Source organism: Aquipseudomonas ullengensis, from assembly GCF_014174475.1.
Taxonomy (GTDB): Bacteria; Pseudomonadota; Gammaproteobacteria; order Pseudomonadales; family Pseudomonadaceae; genus Aquipseudomonas; species Aquipseudomonas ullengensis.
Window position 1 is genome coordinate 1151034 of sequence record NZ_JACJUD010000001.1, and the last position, 19525, is coordinate 1170558.

Annotated in this window: 17 protein-coding genes; 8 read left to right on the forward strand and 9 right to left on the reverse strand. The window is 59.4% G+C overall.

Annotated elements, in window-relative coordinates:
• Positions 1-7: 7 nt before the first annotated feature.
• Genes H3H51_RS05175 through H3H51_RS05185 form a run of 3 tightly spaced genes read right to left on the reverse strand, consistent with a single transcriptional unit; the run spans position 8 to position 4607 of the window.
• Positions 8-3031, reverse strand: coding sequence for a glycosyltransferase (locus H3H51_RS05175; RefSeq protein ID WP_183087934.1), 3024 nt, complete (start codon positions 3029-3031; stop codon positions 8-10).
• Between the two features lie 59 nt (positions 3032-3090).
• Positions 3091-3843 carry an ABC transporter ATP-binding protein gene (locus tag H3H51_RS05180; protein ID WP_183087935.1) on the reverse strand — a complete coding sequence of 251 codons (753 nt, stop codon included), beginning with the start codon at positions 3841-3843 and terminating at the stop codon, positions 3091-3093.
• Positions 3844-3851: 8 nt separating this feature from the next.
• Positions 3852-4607 (reverse strand): ABC transporter permease, encoded by a 756-nt coding sequence (locus tag H3H51_RS05185; RefSeq protein WP_183087936.1) that lies wholly within the window; start codon positions 4605-4607, stop codon positions 3852-3854.
• Positions 4608-4809: 202 nt separating this feature from the next.
• On the opposite strand from H3H51_RS05185, the gene H3H51_RS05190 reads away from it, so the two are divergent.
• From H3H51_RS05190 to H3H51_RS05210, 5 genes are all read left to right on the forward strand, one after another.
• Entirely contained in the window at positions 4810-5475 is a 666-nt protein-coding gene (locus tag H3H51_RS05190) for a sulfotransferase family protein (protein ID WP_183087937.1), read from the forward strand.
• A 14-nt stretch (positions 5476-5489) separates the two neighbouring features.
• On the forward strand, positions 5490-6410 hold the full coding sequence (locus tag H3H51_RS05195; protein ID WP_183087938.1) for a glycosyltransferase: 921 nt from the start codon (positions 5490-5492) through the stop codon (positions 6408-6410).
• The gene (locus tag H3H51_RS05200; RefSeq protein ID WP_183087939.1) at positions 6410-7399 is read left to right on the forward strand and encodes a glycosyltransferase; all 990 of its coding nucleotides are present in this window, start codon (positions 6410-6412) and stop codon (positions 7397-7399) included. The genes H3H51_RS05195 and H3H51_RS05200 overlap by 1 nt, the downstream gene beginning before the upstream one ends.
• A gap of 74 nt (positions 7400-7473) precedes the next feature.
• The gene (locus H3H51_RS05205; protein ID WP_183087940.1) at positions 7474-8238 is read left to right on the forward strand and encodes a class I SAM-dependent methyltransferase; all 765 of its coding nucleotides are present in this window, start codon (positions 7474-7476) and stop codon (positions 8236-8238) included.
• Positions 8238-9407 (forward strand): acyltransferase family protein, encoded by a 1170-nt coding sequence (locus H3H51_RS05210; protein ID WP_183087941.1) that lies wholly within the window; start codon positions 8238-8240, stop codon positions 9405-9407. Before H3H51_RS05205 ends, H3H51_RS05210 begins: the two co-directional genes overlap by 1 nt.
• On the opposite strand, the gene H3H51_RS05215 is transcribed toward H3H51_RS05210, so the two are convergent.
• Positions 9370-10173: a 2OG-Fe(II) oxygenase gene (locus H3H51_RS05215; protein ID WP_183087942.1), complete on the reverse strand. Its 804-nt coding sequence runs from the start codon at positions 10171-10173 to the stop codon at positions 9370-9372. The genes H3H51_RS05210 and H3H51_RS05215 overlap by 38 nt on opposite strands.
• A gap of 18 nt (positions 10174-10191) precedes the next feature.
• Here H3H51_RS05215 and H3H51_RS05220 point away from each other — a divergent pair, with 18 nt between their 5' ends.
• Complete coding sequence (locus tag H3H51_RS05220; protein ID WP_183087943.1) at positions 10192-12057, forward strand: sulfatase family protein; 1866 nt, start codon at positions 10192-10194, stop codon at positions 12055-12057.
• Positions 12058-12223: 166 nt separating this feature from the next.
• Positions 12224-13342 (forward strand): phytanoyl-CoA dioxygenase family protein, encoded by a 1119-nt coding sequence (locus tag H3H51_RS05225; protein WP_183087944.1) that lies wholly within the window; start codon positions 12224-12226, stop codon positions 13340-13342.
• Between the two features lie 103 nt (positions 13343-13445).
• Here H3H51_RS05225 and H3H51_RS05230 read toward each other — a convergent pair whose 3' ends face one another.
• From H3H51_RS05230 to H3H51_RS05245, 4 genes are all read right to left on the reverse strand, one after another.
• Positions 13446-14894: an NAD(P)(+) transhydrogenase (Re/Si-specific) subunit beta gene (locus H3H51_RS05230; protein ID WP_183087945.1), complete on the reverse strand. Its 1449-nt coding sequence runs from the start codon at positions 14892-14894 to the stop codon at positions 13446-13448.
• Positions 14894-15214 (reverse strand): NAD(P) transhydrogenase subunit alpha, encoded by a 321-nt coding sequence (locus tag H3H51_RS05235; protein WP_183087946.1) that lies wholly within the window; start codon positions 15212-15214, stop codon positions 14894-14896. The genes H3H51_RS05230 and H3H51_RS05235 overlap by 1 nt, the downstream gene beginning before the upstream one ends.
• Before the next feature lie 11 nt (positions 15215-15225).
• The gene (locus H3H51_RS05240) at positions 15226-16347 is read right to left on the reverse strand and encodes a Re/Si-specific NAD(P)(+) transhydrogenase subunit alpha (protein WP_183087947.1); all 1122 of its coding nucleotides are present in this window, start codon (positions 16345-16347) and stop codon (positions 15226-15228) included.
• Positions 16348-16839: 492 nt separating this feature from the next.
• Complete coding sequence (locus H3H51_RS05245; protein ID WP_183087948.1) at positions 16840-17364, reverse strand: Mpo1 family 2-hydroxy fatty acid dioxygenase; 525 nt, start codon at positions 17362-17364, stop codon at positions 16840-16842.
• A 96-nt stretch (positions 17365-17460) separates the two neighbouring features.
• Here H3H51_RS05245 and H3H51_RS05250 point away from each other — a divergent pair, with 96 nt between their 5' ends.
• Positions 17461-18150, forward strand: coding sequence for a Crp/Fnr family transcriptional regulator (locus tag H3H51_RS05250; RefSeq protein WP_328803619.1), 690 nt, complete (start codon positions 17461-17463; stop codon positions 18148-18150).
• On the opposite strand, the gene H3H51_RS05255 is transcribed toward H3H51_RS05250, so the two are convergent.
• Positions 18151-19368: an HDOD domain-containing protein gene (locus H3H51_RS05255; RefSeq protein ID WP_183087950.1), complete on the reverse strand. Its 1218-nt coding sequence runs from the start codon at positions 19366-19368 to the stop codon at positions 18151-18153.
• Positions 19369-19525 lie beyond the last annotated feature (157 nt).

Here is a 19525-nt window from a genome sequence, read left to right on the forward strand (position 1 = left end):
CGTGCCTTCAGAAGTTCTGCGCAAGAAAATTTACGCTGCTGCCATGCAGGTTCGGGTTGAAGTAAGGATCGTGCATGAAGTAACCCGGATGCTTCTGGTACAGGCGGCGCCGCTCTTGCGTCAGTCGCTGCAGTTTGAGTGGGTCCTCATCGTCAACGCCGCGTGAGACGGACTCGTGATGAAGCAGGCGCACGGCATTGCACACCAGGTTCTTCAGGCCCTGGTCATGCAGGCGCCAGCACAGGTCGACATCGTTGTAGGCGACGGGGAAGGACTCGTCGAAGCCGCCGACAGCTTCGAACTTACTGCGCTTGACCAGCAGGCAGGCTCCAGTCGCGGCAAGCCAGTTCCACTCCAGGATGTTGCGGCCGAAGTAAATCGGTGCATCGGCAGGTGCGTTATAGAACGCGTGCCCAGGGCCTGCTGGAAGGTTGAGCACCCCGCAGTGCTGGATGTTGTGACTGCCGGGAAACAACAGCTTGGCACCCACTGCCCCGATGTGATCCAGCTGGGCAAACCCGAGCATGCGCTCCAGCCAGTCTGGGGCCAGTGCTTCGGTGTCATCGTTGAGGAACAGCAGGTAGTCGCCTTTGGCCTCGCGCGCGCCCAGGTTGTTGATGGCCGAATAGTTGAACGGGTGCGGATAACGCAACACGGTTACCCGTGGATCCTGCGGTGCCTGGTCGAAATACGCGCGCGCTTCCGGGGTGCTGGAGTCGTTGTCGATCAGGATGATTTCGTAGTGTCCGTAGCGAGTCTGCTGGAGCAGTGAATCGACACAGCGCTTCAGGATGGCTGTGTTATCGCGGCTGGGAATGATGATTGAAACGAGGGGCGTGCCAACGGGACGATAATTGACCCGACACTGGCTGGGCATCTCCGCGACATTCTCGACAATGCCTTGCAGGCCGCGTCGCACCAAGGCTTCTTCCTTCAGCCGGCGCATGGCATCACTGGCATACGGCTTGGCATCCAGGCCACTGGCCGTCGACGAAGGCAGGGTGCGCCAGTGGTACAGCACTTTAGGGATATGGTGGATGCGCTGGGTGCGCTCAGTCAGGCGCAGCGCCAGGTCATAGTCCTGGGCGCCGTCGAAGCATGAGCGGAAACCGCCAAGCTCATCGACCAGACTTTTGCGCATGCACGCCAGGTGACAGGTGTACATGATGCTCATCAGGGCATCGGGTGACCAACCGGGCTTGAAGAACGGCTGGCTGTAATTGCCGGCGTCGTCGATCTTGTCTTCATCGCTGTAGATGAAGTCGGGGTCATCAGTGTTAATCGCTTTCGCGAGCTCGAAGAGCGCATCGGCTGTCAGCTCATCGTCGTGGTCGAGAAAGGCCACGTATTCGCCGGCAGCCAAGCCCAGGGCGATGTTGCTTGCGGCAGAAATGCCACCATTCTTCTCGCTGAGGCTCACCTTGATGCGCGGGTTGTCCAGTGCCTCCAGGAAGTGACGGGTGGCGGGATTGGGTCCCGCATCCTCGACAAAAATCAATTCCCAGTGGGGGTACCACTGCTGTTCTACCGATTGGATCAGCGCCTGCAAATAAGGCGGCTCTATACCGTATACAGGGGTAATGATTGAGATCAGAGGCTTGCGCCCGAACTCCGCCAGCACCTTGTCCACTGCCGAGGTGCGTCGTGGTGGTAGATAGCAGTACGCCGGATAGGTCGTCTGTTCGAGCTGGTACTGACCCTCGCGCGCCAGCGCTGAACGCCGATAGCTGAAGCTGAAAGGGCGTGTCTGGCCGGGACTCCACGCCAGGCGCCAGGCCTCGTAATGGCCCATGCCGCGGAAAAAGATACCGAAATAGCGGTAGGCCAGGCGCAGGCAGGGCTCGCGCAGCTTGGCGGGCAAGCGATGGTAGAGACGTTTTGCCATCAGTCGAGCTGAGGCTCTCAGGGTCTTCACGGTTTCTCGTGCCCCGCTGGTGACGGCGCGTAGGGGCTGGGTGATGCGCCAGGAGGCAGACTGTCGGAGGGCATCAATAGAGCGGGAGAGGTCATGCAGGTCTTGCTGGATGTCTATTAGTGCCTGATGGGTGTCTGCTAGCTCTTGCTGGGTATCGGTTAGCGCTTGGGTAACGTGGTGCAGGTGGGCGTTTTCTTTTCTCAGCGCATCCAGGTGCTCGCTGGTTGAGGTGATACGAGCATTCTGCGCAATGACCAGTCGATAGGTTGGGCCCAGGGTGTTGAGCCAGGCAGTTGCTTCTTGCAGCTCGGTGCGAACGGCGGGGTCATCAAGATCGACCGCATCGGTTGCCAGCTGCTGCAGCAACTGATGGACCCGTACAATTTCTTCCGCCAGGCTGGGGTCTGCTCTCAGATCATCCTGAGTGTGCTGGTAGTGGCGCAGGCCACTTTCCAGAAAACTATCCTGATAGGTATTCAGTTCGATCTCTGCAGGTTGCGGCAGGCCTGCGAGCCGGGCGATGCGCTCCAGCTCTCTGGCTGGCTGTTCAAGCAGCTGGTTGAAGTCGACCACCAGGCGCCGATAGCCGGCGGTGTCCAGCAAGGCGGGAAGAGCATGCTCCAGCCACAGGAAGTAATTCTTCCCAGCCAGAAAATTGTCTCGTTTTTCCAGTGAGCGCGAAACGCTAAGCGGATCGCGGCTGCTGATCAGGAAGATCGGTTCGACATTGCAGCGCTTGAATATCTCCAGCCAGAAAGGCAGCAAGCGAGTCATTCGCGGGTCTTTCAGGCCGAACAGCGGGTATTGCACGGTCTGGGCCTGCAAATAGGCCTCTGCCTGGGCGGCCAGCGGGTGATCCAGCAATCGGGCCCAGTCGTGTGGGGTCTGGAGCGTGCCCAGGCTATGCCAGTTCAGGCCAAGTTCAGCGAGCAGTGCATCGTTGAGGGCGACGATCTCCAGATCTTCCCAGAAGCCCTTGTTGTTGTTGCCTTCAAAGGCCGGCATGAGGTTGTCGCCCAGCGACACGCCAATGACCTGTAAGCCTCGAGTCAGAGCACTGGTGCCGCTGCGGTGCATGCCCAGCACGACCAGGATTTTTTTGCATTCAGTGCTCATACGACTCTCTAGTGCTGATCTATTGCCTGTTTTTCTTGTTGTTCAGCCGACGGCTTTCTTCAGAGTGCTGCAGCCGCCTCGGCGGCTTTCTTTGCGCATTCTTCCTTGTAGGCCATGCGGGCTACTTCCAGGTACCCACTGGTAACCTGTTCGGCGTTGTCACAGATGATGCTGCGGCCCTCATGGAGCCAGAGAACGCGGTCACAGAGTGACTTGATTGCTTCCATGCTGTGGGAAACCAATACGACGGTTTTCTTCGACTCGATCTTCTCTTTCATCGCAGCGTGCGATTTGTCCTTGAAGTTCTGATCGCCGACGCCAAGCACCTCGTCAATTAGCAAGATGTCCGGGTTGGCCTGGATGGCGACAGCAAAGCCCAGGCGCGCACGCATGCCTGTGGAGTAGGTACCAACTGCGCGCTCAAAGAAATTACCCAGGCCGCTGAACTGATGAATGGCATCTATCTGCGACTTGATCTGTTTCAGTGGCATGCCGAGTAACAAGCCGCTGAGAATTGCATTTTCGCGTCCTGACAGCTCCGGCCTGAAGCCGACATTCAGCGCCAGCAGGCTGGCATTGGTATTGGGTTGCCGCCAGATTTGCCCGCAGTCCGGGTCGATGATGCCGGCAATCATCCGCAGCAGTGTGCTTTTCCCTGCGCCATTGGAGCCGATCACCCCCAGCGTTTCACCGGCATGCAGGGCAAAGCTCACATCCTTGAGTGCCCAGTAGTTTTCATAGCGCAGAACGCCTACACGCTGGCGATAGGACACACCGACGTTCTTGACTTCGAAGATGACTTTTTCACTCATGATTTTGCTCAGAGCATCAGCTTTGGATAACGCCGCTCATTCTTGTGAATGAACAGCAGGGCGAAGGCCAGCGCAGGAGTGGCGACCGCCACGATGTAAAGCAGGTGCATGGCATCTGGCCACTGATTGTTGAGCAGCACGGCGCGATAGGCATCAATGACCAGCACCATGGGGTTGAGTTCGAACAGCCAGCGCACAGACTCTGGAATTCTCTCGGCGCTGAAGAAAATGCCGGAGAGAAACATCATTAGCATCAGCGCGTTATCAACAACATGCTTCAGGTCCTGGGCGAATGGAATAACACTCGCCAGCAGCAGACCAAAGGCAATGATCAGGTACAGCTGGGTGAGGATAATCGGCACCAGGCCAAGCCAGTGCAACGATGGACGTTTACCGATGACCAGCATGAAGAGCAGCAACAGCAGCAGAATGATGAAGAACTTAAAGGTATTGCTGAAGATTTGAATCAGCGGGAAGAGGCTTTTGGGCACATAGATCTGCTGAACCAGGCCGGAATTTGATGAAATCGCTACGCTAGCCTGGCGCACGGACCCATCAAACCACTTCCAGGCAATCATACCGGTCAGCAGGAAGGGGACGTAATCCGGGCCGCCCTGCCGCAGTGCAAGGCCGAAGACCAGATAGAAAGTGGCCATGTACATGACCGGCTCAATGATCCACCAGAGGAAGCCGAGAAAGCGGCGTGCCACTTCTGTACGAAGGTCGCTGTACACCCCGTAAAGCAGGATTTCCTTATAGTTCATCTACGACAGAGGCCGATTGAAAAGGGGCGCTCATTTAACCACAATGCTCTCCTTTTTCATCACGTTGCCTACACGACCTGGGCATTTGCTGCCAGATGGTCGCGCAGTGCCTATAAGAACAATTAGGAAGGTTATGCGGTTTATCCGATCCTTGTTTTCCCGTGCTGAGCAAGCTCAGCCACGTCCCGAGCGGGTAACTGTCATGGTGGTGGGCATGCACCGCAGTGGCACCAGTTTCCTGACCGGGTCTTTGCAGCAGGCAGGCCTGGAGCTTGGCAAGTTCAGCGCCTGGAATCCGCATAACCTCAAAGGCAACCGGGAAAATCTGGAGATCGTCGCATTCAATGACGAAGTCCTGCTTAAGCGAGGCTTTGCCTGGGACAACCCGCCCGCCGAGCCGGTGCTGTGGAGCGATGAGGAATATGCAGCGGCACGTGAGCTGATCGCCGAGTACGACGGCGTTGCCCGCTGGGGGTTCAAGGATCCGCGTACGCTGCTGCTGGTTGAGGGCTGGCGGCACCTGCTGCCCGAGCTGCGCTTCGTCGGAATATTCCGTCATCCGACGGCGGTTGCCCAATCGCTTGCGGCGCGGGGAGGGATGCCCCAGGAGCAGGCGTTTGCACTTTGGCTCGCCTATAACAAGCGTCTCCTGGCGTTGTACCGTCAGGTCAAATTCCCCTTGTTGTGTTTCGATGAGGATGAGTCAGTGCTGCATCGCAAGCTCGATGCCGTTCTAGACGAGCTGGGGCTCGAACCCTCGGCAGAGCGCTTTTTCAGCGCCGAACTGAAGCATCACGAGCAGGTGCGCCAGCCGCTACCAGCCGAACTGCAGAAGCTGTATCGCGAACTGTGCCGTTGTGCGCGCTGACGGGTAACGAATAGATGTCGATCTTCCGCCGAATCCCTCGTTTATCGATCGTGGTCATTGTCTACAAAATGCCCGATCAGGCCGAAAAGACACTTTATTCGTTGAGCCCTGCTTATCAGCAGGGTGTCAGCGAAGACGATTACGAAGTGATCGTTGTGGAAAACCATTCGGATCGTCTGCTCGGGCATGAACGTGCCACGCAGTACGCTGGAAACGTGCGCTACTTCCCTCGAGAGGAGACTCTGCGCTCGCCGGTGAATGCCATCAATTTTGGCGCAGAACAGGCTACCGGCAGTCATATCTCGATCATGATCGACGGCGCGCGAATGGTCACCCCTGGCGTGGTGCGCCTGGCTCTCGAAGCTTTTCGCATGGCACCGCATGCCGCGGTATCTGCGCCTGGCTACCACATCGGACACAAGCTGCAGCAGGTAGCCGTCAACGAAGGCTATGACGAGAAGGCTGAGGCCAGCCTGTTGGCGAGTATCGAGTGGCCCCAGGACGGTTATCGTCTGTACGACATCGCGGTGCTGAGTGGCTCGTGCCAGGGCGGATTTTTCCGCTCCAATTACGAAAGCAACTTTATCTGTATGTCGATGCGCAAATGGGCTGCGCTGGGTGGGATGGACATCCGCTATAACGATTTTGGCGGCGGTAACGCCAATCTGGATCTCTACAAGCGTCTGCTGGAGTATCCGGATACCCCGTTCTATTTATTGTTCGGCGAGGGTTCCTTCCACCAGTTCCATGGAGGTGTGACCACTGGAACGCGCAAAGCCGAGCGCGATGTCATTTACAAGGCGCTGGACGATCAGGATCGCTCCATCCGTGGCGATGATCGCGCGCCCCCCGATGTTCGGCCGATTCTGCTGGGTAGCCCACATCCGAGCGTGTACCGCTTTGTGCGTTTGTCGCTGGAAAAGGTGGGCGGTTAGTGAGTACGCCACTACTTTCCATTATCGTCATTGCCTATGACATGCCGCGCCAGGCGTTGAATACCCTGATCAGCCTCAGCCCGGCCTATCAGGACGGTGTGGCAGCCGATGATTACGAAGTAATCCTAGTCGAGAACCGTTCGCGACGGAATATGGACGCTGCGGCCATTGCGGCGTTGCCAGGTAACTTCCATTACTTCTTGCGCGATGAGCCAGGCGTCTCTCCGGCGGCTGCCATCAACTTCGGTTTTGCCCAGGCCCGTGGGCGATTCATTGGCTTGATGATCGATGGCGCGCGCATGGTGACCCCGGGGGTCGTGCACAACGTGCTGATGGCATTCAGCCTGAATGCTGATGCCATGGTTGCCGTGCCGGGTTATCACCTGGGTGAAAACGAACAACAGTTTCATCTGACCCATGGTTACACCGAGGAAAAGGAGCAGGCACTGCTGGACGAGATCGACTGGCAGCGCAATGGCTATGGCCTGTTCGATATCTCCTGCCTGAGCGGGGCGAATCCTAACGGCATCTTCCACCCCTTCATGGAATGCAACTGTCTGTTCACTTCAGCCGAGGTATTCCGCGAAATAGGTCAGGCAGATGAGCGCTTCGACCTGCCGGGGGGCGGTGCGCTGAACTTGTGTATCTACCGCAAGATTGCCATGCATCCGCGTACACGCTCCTTCATGTTGGCCGGCGAAGGGTCGTTCCATCAGTTGCATGGCGGTGTTACCACGTCCGAAGTGGTCAAGCGTGACGACATTCTGCGCAGGCAGAGTGATCAGCTCACGGAGTTGCTGGGCCAGCCTTTCCGTTCACCCACAGTTGAGCCGATCCTGCTAGGCAAGATCCCGGGGCCGGCGCTGCGTTATTTAAAGCATTCCATTGAGCGCGGCATGCACCGCATGCAGCGCTGCGCTGAACGAAATGAAGATATGTATGCCGATGAGCGCGCCAAGGAGCGTCTGCGCGAAGAACGCCAGGCGTGAGCAAGCTCATCCAACTATGTCATTTGTGCCAACCCAGTATCTAAATCAACCCACAGTCTGCAGGGAATAAGAAAATGAGCCTTGTCTACATGCCACCGTCAATCCGCCGCTTCGAACCCCTGCATATGGTGTTCAGTACCTGGGTTGATCACCTGCCGTTTGGCTATGACCTGGTTGCGGCGATTCGCCCGAAAATGCTGGTCGAGCTGGGCACTCACAAAGGGTTGTCGTATTTCACCTTTTGCCAGTCGATGAAGGAAAACGAGATCGATGGCCTGTGCTACGCCATCGATACCTTCGAGGGTGATGAGCACACCGACAAGTACGACGAGTCGGTATTCAACTCGGTCAACAACCACAACCGTCAGCACTACCACGGCTTCTCTTACCTGATGCGGATGTTCTTCGAAGATGCTTTGAAGCACTTCAACGAAGACAGTGTTGATCTGCTGCACATCGATGGCTTCCACACCTATGAAGCGGTCAGCGCGGACTTCGCCAACTGGTATCCCAAGGTCAAACCGGGTGGGATCATCCTGTTCCATGATGTGCAGGCGCGGCTGCAGGACTTCGGTGCCTGGAAATTCTGGGATGAAATTCGTGGCCATCACGAAACCTTCACGTTCAATCATGGTTTCGGTCTGGGTGTGCTGCGCAAGCCCGGTGGCGATCGTAGTCAGGACCCTGAGCTGCTGAAGGTTCTCTTTGAGGATCAGAGCGAAAAATCCGATGCGGCGTTGCGGGCGTTCTATGTGCATGCCAGCAAGCATCTGGAAAATAACCGTAAGCTCAAGCGTCTGACCCAGGATGCTCCAGCCAAGCCAGTCAAACAGGCCTGATGAGCAGCTCGCCGGCTCTGGCAGGGCTACGCAGCCCTGCGCGTTATATCCCACAGCTGGAGGCCTTGCGTGGCTGGGCAATCCTGCTGGTAGTGATGTTTCACTACTTTGGGATACTCACCAGTGATGGTGCGGCTGGTCTACCAGAGGGTAGTTCCCTTTGGCTACGGGTGGTGGCTGCGGGAAACACCGGGGTTTCCCTGTTTTTCGTGCTTAGCGGGTTTCTCCTGACGCAGCCTTTCATTCTGGCCATGCGTAATGGCGAGCGAGTTGGCATTGGCAGTTTTTATAGTGCGCGGGTGTTGCGGGTTGTCCCGCTCTACTACTGTGCGATTCTAGTGGCTTGGCTGGTCAGTTCCAGTGGAAGTGCGTTGAAGGCACTAGTGTTTATTCCGGTCGGTTTCGATATTTTTCCGTTCAGCGTGCCATGGTGGTCGCTTTGTACGGAGATGCAGTTCTATTTGCTGCTGCCTTGGCTGATGTTGACGCTTCAGTACAGAGCAGGCCGCTATTTATTAACTGCTGCCTGCGTCATTTGGTTCACTCTGCATTGCTACTACTTTTTCCAGCCGAGATGGCTAAATAACGAGGAAACCACTTGGCTGCGGTCCTCTCTATTTGGTCGCGGCTCCGCTTTTATGGTCGGTGCTGTGTGTTGTTGGTTTTACATGGGGCGTGGCTTCTTATGGCTGAGCGCGTCTATGAAGAGTGGCATGCTGCTGTCGCTAGTGCTGCTAGCAAGTCTGCTACAGCTTTTGCAATGGTACGGGTCTGTCGGCCAAACTCAGGCGCTCATGCGTATGCCGCTTTACCATTCGCTTGAGGCTCTGCTGTGGGGGGGCATACTACTTTGCTGTCTGTGTTGGCAGGGTAAGATCAGGCAGCTGTTACTCAATCCGCTTTTCAGCCACTTCGGCACGATTTCCTATTCGCTTTACCTGATCCATCTACCTGTGCAGTTTTATCTGACCTATCCGCTCAAATCCGCTAACGGGGGACGTTTCCCGTTCTGGTCTGCCGAGGGTCTGGTGGCGCTTGCTGGCAGCTTCCTGGTGTCCTGGCTGCTGGCAGTGATCTGCTATCGCGTTATCGAGCGGCCGTTCTTGCGGCTCAAATCCCACCTACCGGTACTTACCGATAAATTTCTGGGACGGCCTGCCAAAGCGTAGCGAAGCCAGGCTGCGCTTCGCCTGCAGGTCGGCCATTGGTGTAGTAGTACAGCGCGAGCGATTTGCGCTGGACATCTTCCGGGCAGGTCAGCGGCTGCGGGTGGCCGTGGTATGAGGTCGACGTCGTATTGAATACCACGCAACGATTCAGGGTCGGCAGTACCCGTTTGGGCGGGCCCTGCATGTCCTTGTCCCAAAGTTCCAGGTGGCCGCCGTATGTTTCCGGCCAGTCCTGATTCAGATAGAGCAGGAAGTTCAGACGGCGATCGAGGGCGAACTCGCGATGTGTTGCGAAATCGGCGTGAATCTTGAGGAAGCCTCCGCGACCGATCTGGTGGATGCCGGCCCCGCGCAGGTTTGGGTCGGGAATCAGGTTGGCAATCCCGGTCATCTTGCTCAGGAAGCTCAGGAAATAGTGGGAGTTGAGTTCCCAGATCAGTTGCCGATAGGTCGGTGGCATGAGCAGATTGTCGCGGATGTTGCGCTTGTCCTTTTGCACATACTCGCCACTCTCTTTGTCCTTGTGCGTGGCGTCGTTCCATATGGGCAGGTTTTGATCCTGTGGATATTCTTCCAAGAGTTTTTGGATTGTGCGCTGGGGCAGGAAGCCGTCAATAACGATGTGGGGAAATGGCTGGTTTTCGCAGTAAAGCCCGGCCAGTTGCTCCTGGGCAGTCTGTAGGGCCTGGTAGTTGATGAGAAGACCATCCGAACTGGGTGCCACGTATCGATCGGCGGCCAGTTTCGGAAATAACGTATCACTCATTTGGCAAGGATCCTGTTCGTGGCGGGCTACTGTAAAAACGCGTGCTTTTTATTTCTGATCATTCTCCTGTGTGCTGGCTGTTCGGGCAATGATGCCGATCAACCTTCACGGCCCAACATCCTGTTCATCCTTGCGGATGACCTGGGCAACAACGATATCGCTTCTTGGGGGGCAGGTGAGCCGAGAACCCCTACGCTGGATCAGTTAAGCCAGCAGTCGCTGCGTTTTCGCAGCCACTATACGGACAGTTCATGTTCCGTCAGCCGGGCCGCGCTGTTGAGTGGTAGGGATCCGGTGACCATTGGTTTCGAGCCCATTGGCTTGGGGTTGTCGGAGGATCTGGAAACATTGCCCAGATCATTGAAGCAACTGGGCTATCGCACTTTGCATGTGGGGAAATGGCATGTGGGGGAGGCCAAAGAGTATCCAGGGGTGTGGCCTTTGCAGCAGGGGTTTGATCACTGGTTTGGGATGTTCAGCCATTTCGTTCTACAGGGGCCGAATGCCTCGGGAGAGTTGGAAAGTAGTAAACCCACATTCATGAACCCCTGGTTGCAACTGGATCGAGAGCCCATCAGGAAGTATTCGGGACATCTGGATGACATCCTCACCGACTACGCGCTGAAGCAGATTGCCAACGCCAAGAATGATAAGGCGCCTTGGTTCATTAACCTGTGGTACCTGTCACCACACCACCCATATCAGCCAGCCGAAGCATTCGCCAAGCAGTATCCGGATGACGCCAATGGCCGTTACCTGGCTGTGCTGGCCCAGCTGGATCATAATGTGCAGCGTGTTCTGCAGGCGCTGGAGCAGTCCGGCCAGGCTGAAAACACTATCGTGGTCTTTGCCAGCGACAACGGCAGCCCGAACATCGCACGCGACAGCAACTATCCGTTCACCGGCATCAAGGTCAGCTACCGCGAGGGAGGAGTTCGTTCACCGTTGTTGATCCGTTGGCCAGGCCACTTGAAAGCGGGTGATATTGAAGGCACCACGCGTATCACAGACCTGTATCCGACCCTGCTGGGCATGGCTGGTGGTGAGGTGCCAGGTGGTCTCTCGGGGCGCAACCTATCTGATGCGTTGTTGGCTCAGGCGTCATTGCCGAAAGTCGATGCACTTCACTGGGCGGCTGATACGGCCTGGGGGCAGTTGTATGGCGTGCATTTCCCTGGGCGCGGGCTGTTCGCGCAGGATGTGACGGGTCCGTTTTCGGTCGAGGCAGTTACTGGCCCCGTTAACAGACCGGTGCGCAGTGAGACGCTTGAGCTGAGTCAGGTGCAGGCGGGCGATCTGATGCGGGATTGGGAGCGGAAGGTTCGCCCCATTCCGCTTACCTGGCAGCGACGATCTGCTTCAGCGGGCGTTTTGACCGGGCGTGACTTTCAGCGTGCCCCCATGATTGGCGGGTTCTCCTTAGGGTTGGCTCTAGGGTCACCTTCGGCGGGGCAGGGTGAACAGATCCTTGTTGAGCAACCAGGCGTTTGGAGCATGCACTTGCTGCCCGACGGGCACCTGCGTTTTCGCCACGGGGCAACTGTTTTTTTGAGTGGAGCTGCGGTGAGCCTGCCGCGTGCCTGCAATACGCTCATCGCTAGCGTCTATCTCGAGCCAGCTAGCCAATTTCCTTTCAAGAAACCAGGCACCGCTGACGTCCGTCTGTTCGTCAACCAGGAACTGGTGTTGCAGAGTTCGCAAATGTTGACTCGCACGAATGACGAAGCTGTGTTGCATTCCCCGACTTACATTGGTGCTGGCGCCGATGGACGCGACACCTATTCGGGAACGGTGGATAAGACGTTGCTAATTGGTAAGCACTTCCGGCCTGGGCAAACCGGCTATGGCTTAGGTGATATGGCTGCAGATCTCTGCGCGCCTTGAGCATGGAGGCCCGGTAGGCCGGGCTAGCAGGTTTGCTGACGGGGATGTGCCCTGTACCTGCTATTCCCGAGGGTAGGAATATATGGCTTTAACTTGCGCGCGGGAAGGTATAGATCGAATGTCTGCTGGTGGTTGCCAGCATAGGAAAACTGAAAACGAGCGAACTATGAGGGCACTCTATGAAGCGGTTTTTTGTGGGTGGAAGCCGGCAGACCCCAAATTTGGGGGCTCTATCGTGAGGGTACTACTAAGGCGGCTTTTCGGGCTCCCTTCTCAGCAAAATGTCGTCGATACCAGTCAGCGGCTTTTCTCGGCTGGGCTTGTGCGTGAGGCAATTGATCGGCTATCTGCCCAAGTACGCGCAGCGCCTTCAGCCGACATTGAGATCTGTCTTATGGCGATGCGCCATCGAGGGTTTTTCCATGTGCAGCACCCGCAGGGCGCACCACATTGGCCGCCCGTGGTGCAAGCGTCACCCTTCGCGGCTGGGGTAATACCGTCGGTAGAGAAAGACCAACTTTCGGCCTCAATCCTGGCTCAAGGTATTCAGGGGCATGGCGCATTGATCGTTCGTGGTCTGCTGTCTTCTGCACAGATCAGTACCATGACCGCAGCAATAGACAACGCCATCAAGGCTGCTGACGTTGAGCCTGATCGTCGCAATGAAGAACAACAGGCTTGGTTTACGCCGCTGCAACCTTGCCCTGAAGGTGGAGAGCAGAAGATTGCCCGCAAGTGGGTACGCGATGGTGGAGGCGTTCTGGCTGCTGACTCCCCCCGAGGTTTTTTCAAGTTACTCGAGACGCTTGGGCAGAGCGGAGTTTTGCCGGTGCTGGCTGGCTATCTGGGAGAGGCTCCCGCGTTGTCTGTGAAGAAGACCACGCTACGTCGGGTTTCTCCGAAATCGAATTCAGGTTGGCATCAGGATGGTGCGTTCCTAGGGCAGGATATTCGTACCGTCAATTTGTGGATTGCCCTGACCGATTGCGGTGTAGATGCCCCATCCATGGATATGGTGCCAACTCGCCTGCCCGGGATTGTTCCCACTGGCACGGGGGAGGCCAGTTTCAGTTGGTCCGTTGACGATGCCGCGGTGCGCGCCGCCGCTGGTGATACACCGCCGGTGCGCCTTCATTTCAAAGCTGGCGATGCGATTCTGTTCGATGAGCGGAATCTACATCGCACAGCCGTCGACCCGGGGATGACCCAAGAGCGCTATGCCATTGAGGCGTGGTTTTTCGCCCCCTCGTGTTACCCGCTTAACCAGTTACCATTGCTTTGTTAGCAATGTGGCTAAGCGCTAGGTCTCTAGCGCAGGGGGGGGCTAAAGTTGACTCATAAAAAACCCGGCACCAGGCCGGTTTTTTTATTGGACGGGAAAAGGCGTCTTAATCGACCGCCTTGACCATGTCCTCGATCACTTTCTTGGCATCGCCGAAGACCATCATGGTCTTGTCGAGGTAGAACAGTTCGTTGTCCAGGCCGGCGTAGCCGCTGGCCATCGAGCGCTTGTTGACGATCACAGTCTTGGCTTTGTAGGCCTCGAGGATCGGCATGCCGGCGATCGGCGACTTCGGGTCGTTCTTCGCGGCCGGGTTGACCACGTCGTTGGCGCCCAGCACCAGCACCACGTCGGCCTGGCCGAACTCGGAGTTGATGTCTTCCATCTCGAACACTTGCTCGTAAGGCACTTCGGCCTCGGCCAGCAGGACGTTCATGTGGCCAGGCATACGACCGGCAACCGGGTGGATCGCGTACTTCACGGTGACGCCACGGTGGGTCAGCTTCTCGGCAAGCTCCATCAGTGCGTGCTGGGCACGGGCCACTGCCAGGCCGTAGCCCGGGACGATGATCACGGTGTCGGCGTTGGTCAGCAGGAAGGCGGCGTCGTCGCTCGAACCGGATTTAACCGGGCGAGCTTCTTTGGAGCCAGCCGGGCCGGCTTCTTCAGTCGCACCACCGAAGCCACCGAGGATCACGTTGAAGAACGAGCGGTTCATCGCCTTGCACATGATGTACGAGAGGATGGCGCCGCTTGAGCCCACCAGCGAACCGGCGATGATCAGCATCGAGTTGTTCAGCGAGAAGCCGATACCGGCCGCCGCCCAGCCCGAGTAGCTGTTGAGCATCGACACTACGACCGGCATGTCGGCACCGCCGATCGGGATGATGATCAGCACGCCAATCACGAAGGCCAGGGCCAGCAGGATGGCGAACGCAGTCAGGTTACCGGTGAAGGTGAAGTACAGACCCAGGCCGAGAATCGCCAGGCCGATGGCCAGGTTGAACAGGTGCTGGCCTTTGAACTGCACAGGCGCGCCCTGGAACAGGCGGAACTTGTACTTGCCCGACAGCTTGCCGAAGGCGATCACCGAGCCGGAGAAGGTTATGGCGCCGATGGCTGCACCGAGGAACAGCTCCAGGCGGTTACCGGCAGGGATGGCGTCACCCAGGTTGGCGACGATACCCAGCGATTGCGGTTCGACGACGGCGGCAATGGCGATGAACACCGCGGCCAGGCCGATCATGCTGTGCATGAAGGCGACCAGTTCCGGCATCTTGGTCATTTCGACGCGCTTGGCCATGATCGAGCCGGCGGTGCCGCCCAGCAGCAGGCCGACCAGGACGAAGCCCAGGCCTTTGGCTGCGCCGCCTTCGGCCATCTGTGCGCCCAGCTTGAACACCAGGAACACGGTGGTGAGCACGGCGATGCCCATACCGATCATGCCGAACAGGTTGCCCCGGCGCGACGTGGTGGGGTGCGACAGACCCTTGAGTGCCTGGATGAAGCAGATCGAGGCAACGAGGTAGAGAACAGTGATCAGGTTCATGCTCATCAGTGTTTCTCCGCCTGCGCTTTAGGCGCCTTTTTCTTGAACATTTCCAGCATGCGACGGGTGACCAGGAAGCCACCGAACACGTTGACCGCGGCCAGGGCCACGGCAGCGGTGCCCATGAACTTGCCCAGCGGGGTCACGGTCAGGGCGGCGGCCAGCATGGCGCCGACGATGACGATCGCGGAAATTGCGTTGGTCACGGCCATCAGCGGGGTGTGCAGGGCCGGAGTCACGTTCCACACCACGTGGTAGCCAACGTAGATGGCCAGCACGAAGATGATCAGGTTGTAGATACCGTGGGAGATCAGCATGTCTTCCATTGTCTGGCTCCTTATCCGTTCTTGCGCACGATTTCACCGTCGCGGCACATCAGGCACGCGGCGACGATGTCGTCTTCGAGGTTGAGGTGGAACTTGCCTTCGGCGTCGATCACCAGCTTGAGGAAGTCCAGCAGGTTGCGTGCGTACAGGGCCGAAGCGTCCGCCGGCACCAGGGCCGCCAGGTTGCTGTGGCCGACGATGGTCACGCCATGCTTGATTACGACTTCTTCAGCGACGGTCAGCGGGCAGTTGCCGCCTTGCGCCGCAGCCAGGTCGATGACCACGGAGCCCGGCTTCATCTCGGCGACAGTCGCTTCGTGCAGCAGGGTCGGTGCCTTGCGGCCCGGGATCAGCGCGGTGGTGATGACGATGTCAGCCTGCTTGGCCTTCTCGTGCACCGCCTTGGCCTGACGCTCCATCCACGAGGCCGGCATCGGACGGGCATAGCCGCCAACGCCTTGGGCGCACTCGCGCTCTTCATCGGTCTCGAACGGTACGTCGACGAACTTGGCGCCGAGCGATTCGATCTGTTCCTTCACCGCCGGACGCACGTCCGAGGCCTCGATCACCGCACCCAGGCGCTTGGCCGTGGCGATGGCCTGCAGACCGGCAACACCGGCACCGAGGATGAGGATGCGCGCAGCCTTCACGGTACCGGCGGCGGTCATCAGCATCGGCATGAAGCGCGGGTAGTGGTGCGCAGCCAGCAGCACGGCCTTGTAGCCGGCGATGTTGGCTTGCGAACTCAGCACGTCCAGGCTCTGCGCGCGGGAGGTGCGCGGGGCGGCCTCCAGGGCGAAGGCGGTGACGCCACGGGCATTCATGCGCGCGATGGTCTCGTTGCTGAACGGGTTGAGCATGCCAACCAGCACGGCGCCGGTTTTCATGTGGGCCAGTTCGGCGTCGGTCGGGGCAACCACTTTCAGCACCAGATCGGCACCGAAGGCGGCAGCATCGTTGCCAATGGCTGCGCCCACGGCTTCATAGGCGCTGTCCGGGATGCTGGCGCTAACGCCGGCACCGGTCTGGACGGTCACCTGATGGCCTTGGCCGATCAGCTTCTTGATGGTTTCGGGAGTAGCGGCAACCCGCGTCTCACCGGCATGGGTCTCGAGAGGAACACCGATGTGCACTTCAATTCTCCTGCGTGATCTTTTTAATGAACCGGCGCACTACGGATGGCGCGCTGGCGAGGGCGGATCAGCACAAACCCGCGCGTAAATGGGCGGGGCGCGGCATTTTGCAGGCGAACGGCGAGGCCATCAAGAAGTTCTGGAGTCGGACTGATTAATAACTACAAGTCACTATCGGACTGCGGGTTTCCCGATATTCCGGCAAAGCGGCGTCATTACTGGCCTCGGCGCTCACAAACAGGGCTCGGGCCCGCGCCAGCCATAGCTTTGCTGAATGACCATTCGTCGATTGCGGTTGGGGTGGAACCACCGAATCGTGGGGGCATGCCGTGGTTTTTTCGGTCAATCCGGCGGCTAAAGGTGGTTTTGGGCACGGAATGTAGTAGTTCAGGAACCTGACTACTGGAAGGCTTGCGGTGGCGGGGGAGGCTCTGTAGCGGGGTTGTGCGGTGTGGCGCCGGGCACCTGGGGTGCACGGCGCTGTGAGTGGGCTCAGGCCAGGGCTTTTTTCTGGCGGATGCAGGTCGGCCCGGCGCGTTGTTCGACGGCGATGCGTACGTCATCACGCAGGCCGAGGAGGAACGCCAGCTCGGCGACCACGAACAGCGGGCCGACTACCAGGCCCATCAGGTCGTCGACGAAGGCCGGTTTGCGCCCCTCGTAGTAGTGGCCGATGAACTGGATGACCCAGCCGACCACGAACAGGCCCAGCCCGCCGCTCAGCCAGACCAGGGTGCTCTGTTGCGCCAGCGCCGCGCCGGCCCACAGGCTCAGCGCCAGCAGCGCGGCCATGAGCAGGCCGAAGCGCAGATCCAGGCGCAGATAGAAGACGCTGGCGGCCAGTGCGGTGAGCAGCGCAGGCGACAGCCACAGGCCGGCGACCTCCAGGCCGGGGCGCGAGAGCAGTACGGCGACGGCGACCACGATCAGCGGGATGCCGATGAAGTGGCTAAGGATGTTGCGCTGGTCGCGGTGGTATTCCGCGTACTGGCCGAGGTGATCGACGAGGGACTTCATTTGCATACGCCTCATGGGTCGGGGTGCTTTGGCCGATAATGGCTGGACTGCCCCATGCGGCTCTGTCAGCTAGCCGACAAATCCGGAGAGATCATCGTGACGACCGAGGCCCTGCGCCTTTCGCTGTTACAAGGCCACTGGTTCAGCCACCTGCCTGCTGCCCTGCAGGATGCGCTGCTGGCCGCCACATGTGAACGTAGCCTGGACGCCGGGCAGCGCCTGTTCCGCCGCGGCGATCCGCCCTGTGGTTTGTACGCCGTGCTGGAGGGCGCCATCCGTATCGGCGCGGTCAGCCGCACCGGCAAGGAAGCGTTGCTGACCCTGGTGGAAGCGCCGCAGTGGTTTGGCGAGATTTCTCTGTTCGATGGCCAGCCACGCACCCACGACGCCTTTGCCGAAGGCCCGACGCGCCTGTTGCTGGTGCCGCAGGCGGAGTTGCTGACGTTGCTCGAGCGTGAGCCCGCCTACTGGCGCGAGTTTGCCTTGCTGCTGAGCCAGAAACTGCGCCTGGCCTTCATTGCCCTGGAAGACATGAGCCTGCTGCCGGCAGCCCCGCGCCTGGCCCGGCGCCTGTTGTTGATGGCAGAGGGTTATGGCGAGACCGGCGAGCGGCGCAACCTGCATCTGGCCCAGGAGCAGCTCGCGCTGATGCTGGCCCTGTCGCGGCAAACTACCAATCAGATTCTCAAGGAGCTGCAGGCCCGCGGTGCGGTGCGCCTGAACTATGGCGAGATCGAGATCATCGACCTGCAGTTGTTGCGCCAGGCGGCGGACACCGACGGCTGATCAGGCCGACTGCAGCAAGCGCCCGGGGAAATGCTCGAGCAGCGTCACCGGTAGCCGCAGCAGGCGCGCGGCGCGGCTTTCCAGCAGGCTTTGCGGCGCCTGGTTGGCCGGTAGCTCAAGCAGCTGGGCGCAGAGGTTGAGCACCAGCGCTTCGCGGGAGAACACCCCGCTGCCCAGGGCGTAGTAAGCGGCGATCAGCTCGCGCAAGCCGAACGGCAGGCGCCAGCGGATGCGCAAGGCCGAGCCGAAACCTGCGGCGCGGCGGCTCATGGCCCGCTCGATCTGCTCGTTGCTCAGCTCGCCGCCGGCGTTCTGCCAGTCCTGCAGGCTGCGCAGCAGCGCCAGCTCGCCGATGTTGTGCAGCAGGCCGGCGGTGTAGCACAGCTCGTTGTCCAGGCGCAGCTGCGCGGCCAGCCAGTGGGCGATTTCGGCGCCGCGCTGGGCCTGTTCGCCGGTGTGGCTGGCCAACTCCGCCAGGCGTGGGTCCTGCAGCAGGGCGTTGCGCTGGATGGCCAGGCCCAGCACCAGGTTCAGGCTGCGCGCGATGCCCAGGCGTTGCAGGGCCTGGGACAGTGTCTGGCAGGGGCCGCTGCGCTGTTCGGCGGCGCTGTTGGCGGCGGCGATCAGGCGTGCGGTGATTTGCGGGTCGCGGGAGAACTCGGCGGCCAGCTCGCCCAGGTCCTGTTCACCGGCCTGCAGGCTGCGCGCCACGGCGTCGCGCACATCGGCCAGCAGCGGCGCGCCCTGGCCTTCTTCGCGCACGCTGTCGAGGTAGTGTTCGAGGTTGTCCACCAGCAGGGTCGGGGCGTTGGTGTCGGCCTGGTAACTCTCGCTGTGCAGCAGGGTTTGCAGGCGCTGGCGCAGGTGTTCGGCATTGAACGGTTTGGCCAGGTACGCGGCAGGCGCCAGTGGCAACACGGCACGCACGCTGGAGGCGTCGACCCGGTTGCTGATCAGGATGTACGGCAGCGCCGGGGTGCGCGGATGGCGGCGCAGCTGGCGGAGCAGTTCGATGCCGTCGAGCCCGGCCAGTTCGCCATCGGCGATCACCAGGTCTGGCAGCTTGCGCCGACAGCGGGCCAGGGCGGCTGCGCCGTCGCTGACCTTGAGTATCTGGGCATCGTTGCGCGCATCGAGCACCAGTTGAGCCAGCAGGTCGGCAATCCAGGGGTTGGCCTCGGCTATGAGGATCTGCGGAGCGTTAGCCGGGGTGGACATGGCAACCTCTGGAGTGATGGCAAAATAGTGGCGCAAGTCGAGTGGCGGCGCACAGTCTACGGATTGGCCAACGCGGCGCCAGCGCCGGCCGACGAAGCGGCGAGCACTTCGTCAGATTACCGCACGGTGTTCTGGTGTGGCGAGCGGGAGGCTCTAT

What these genes read in the sequence shown, in the direction of transcription:
- H3H51_RS05190 (WP_183087937.1), top strand. Translation starts at nt 4,810, where the DNA reads ATGGTGGTGGGCATGCACCGCAGTGGCACCAGTTTCCTGACCGGGTCT.
- H3H51_RS05205 (WP_183087940.1), top strand. Translation starts at nt 7,474, where the DNA reads ATGAGCCTTGTCTACATGCCACCGTCAATCCGCCGCTTCGAACCCCTG.
- H3H51_RS05245 (WP_183087948.1), bottom strand. Translation starts at nt 17,364, where the DNA reads ATGAAGTCCCTCGTCGATCACCTCGGCCAGTACGCGGAATACCACCGC.
- H3H51_RS05175 (WP_183087934.1), bottom strand. Translation starts at nt 3,031, where the DNA reads ATGAGCACTGAATGCAAAAAAATCCTGGTCGTGCTGGGCATGCACCGC.
- H3H51_RS05230 (WP_183087945.1), bottom strand. Translation starts at nt 14,894, where the DNA reads ATGAGCATGAACCTGATCACTGTTCTCTACCTCGTTGCCTCGATCTGC.
- H3H51_RS05225 (WP_183087944.1), top strand. Translation starts at nt 12,224, where the DNA reads ATGAGGGCACTCTATGAAGCGGTTTTTTGTGGGTGGAAGCCGGCAGAC.
- H3H51_RS05185 (WP_183087936.1), bottom strand. Translation starts at nt 4,607, where the DNA reads ATGAACTATAAGGAAATCCTGCTTTACGGGGTGTACAGCGACCTTCGT.
- H3H51_RS05195 (WP_183087938.1), top strand. Translation starts at nt 5,490, where the DNA reads ATGTCGATCTTCCGCCGAATCCCTCGTTTATCGATCGTGGTCATTGTC.
- H3H51_RS05180 (WP_183087935.1), bottom strand. Translation starts at nt 3,843, where the DNA reads ATGAGTGAAAAAGTCATCTTCGAAGTCAAGAACGTCGGTGTGTCCTAT.
- H3H51_RS05210 (WP_183087941.1), top strand. Translation starts at nt 8,238, where the DNA reads ATGAGCAGCTCGCCGGCTCTGGCAGGGCTACGCAGCCCTGCGCGTTAT.
- H3H51_RS05215 (WP_183087942.1), bottom strand. Translation starts at nt 10,173, where the DNA reads ATGAGTGATACGTTATTTCCGAAACTGGCCGCCGATCGATACGTGGCA.
- H3H51_RS05235 (WP_183087946.1), bottom strand. Translation starts at nt 15,214, where the DNA reads ATGGAAGACATGCTGATCTCCCACGGTATCTACAACCTGATCATCTTC.
- H3H51_RS05255 (WP_183087950.1), bottom strand. Translation starts at nt 19,368, where the DNA reads ATGTCCACCCCGGCTAACGCTCCGCAGATCCTCATAGCCGAGGCCAAC.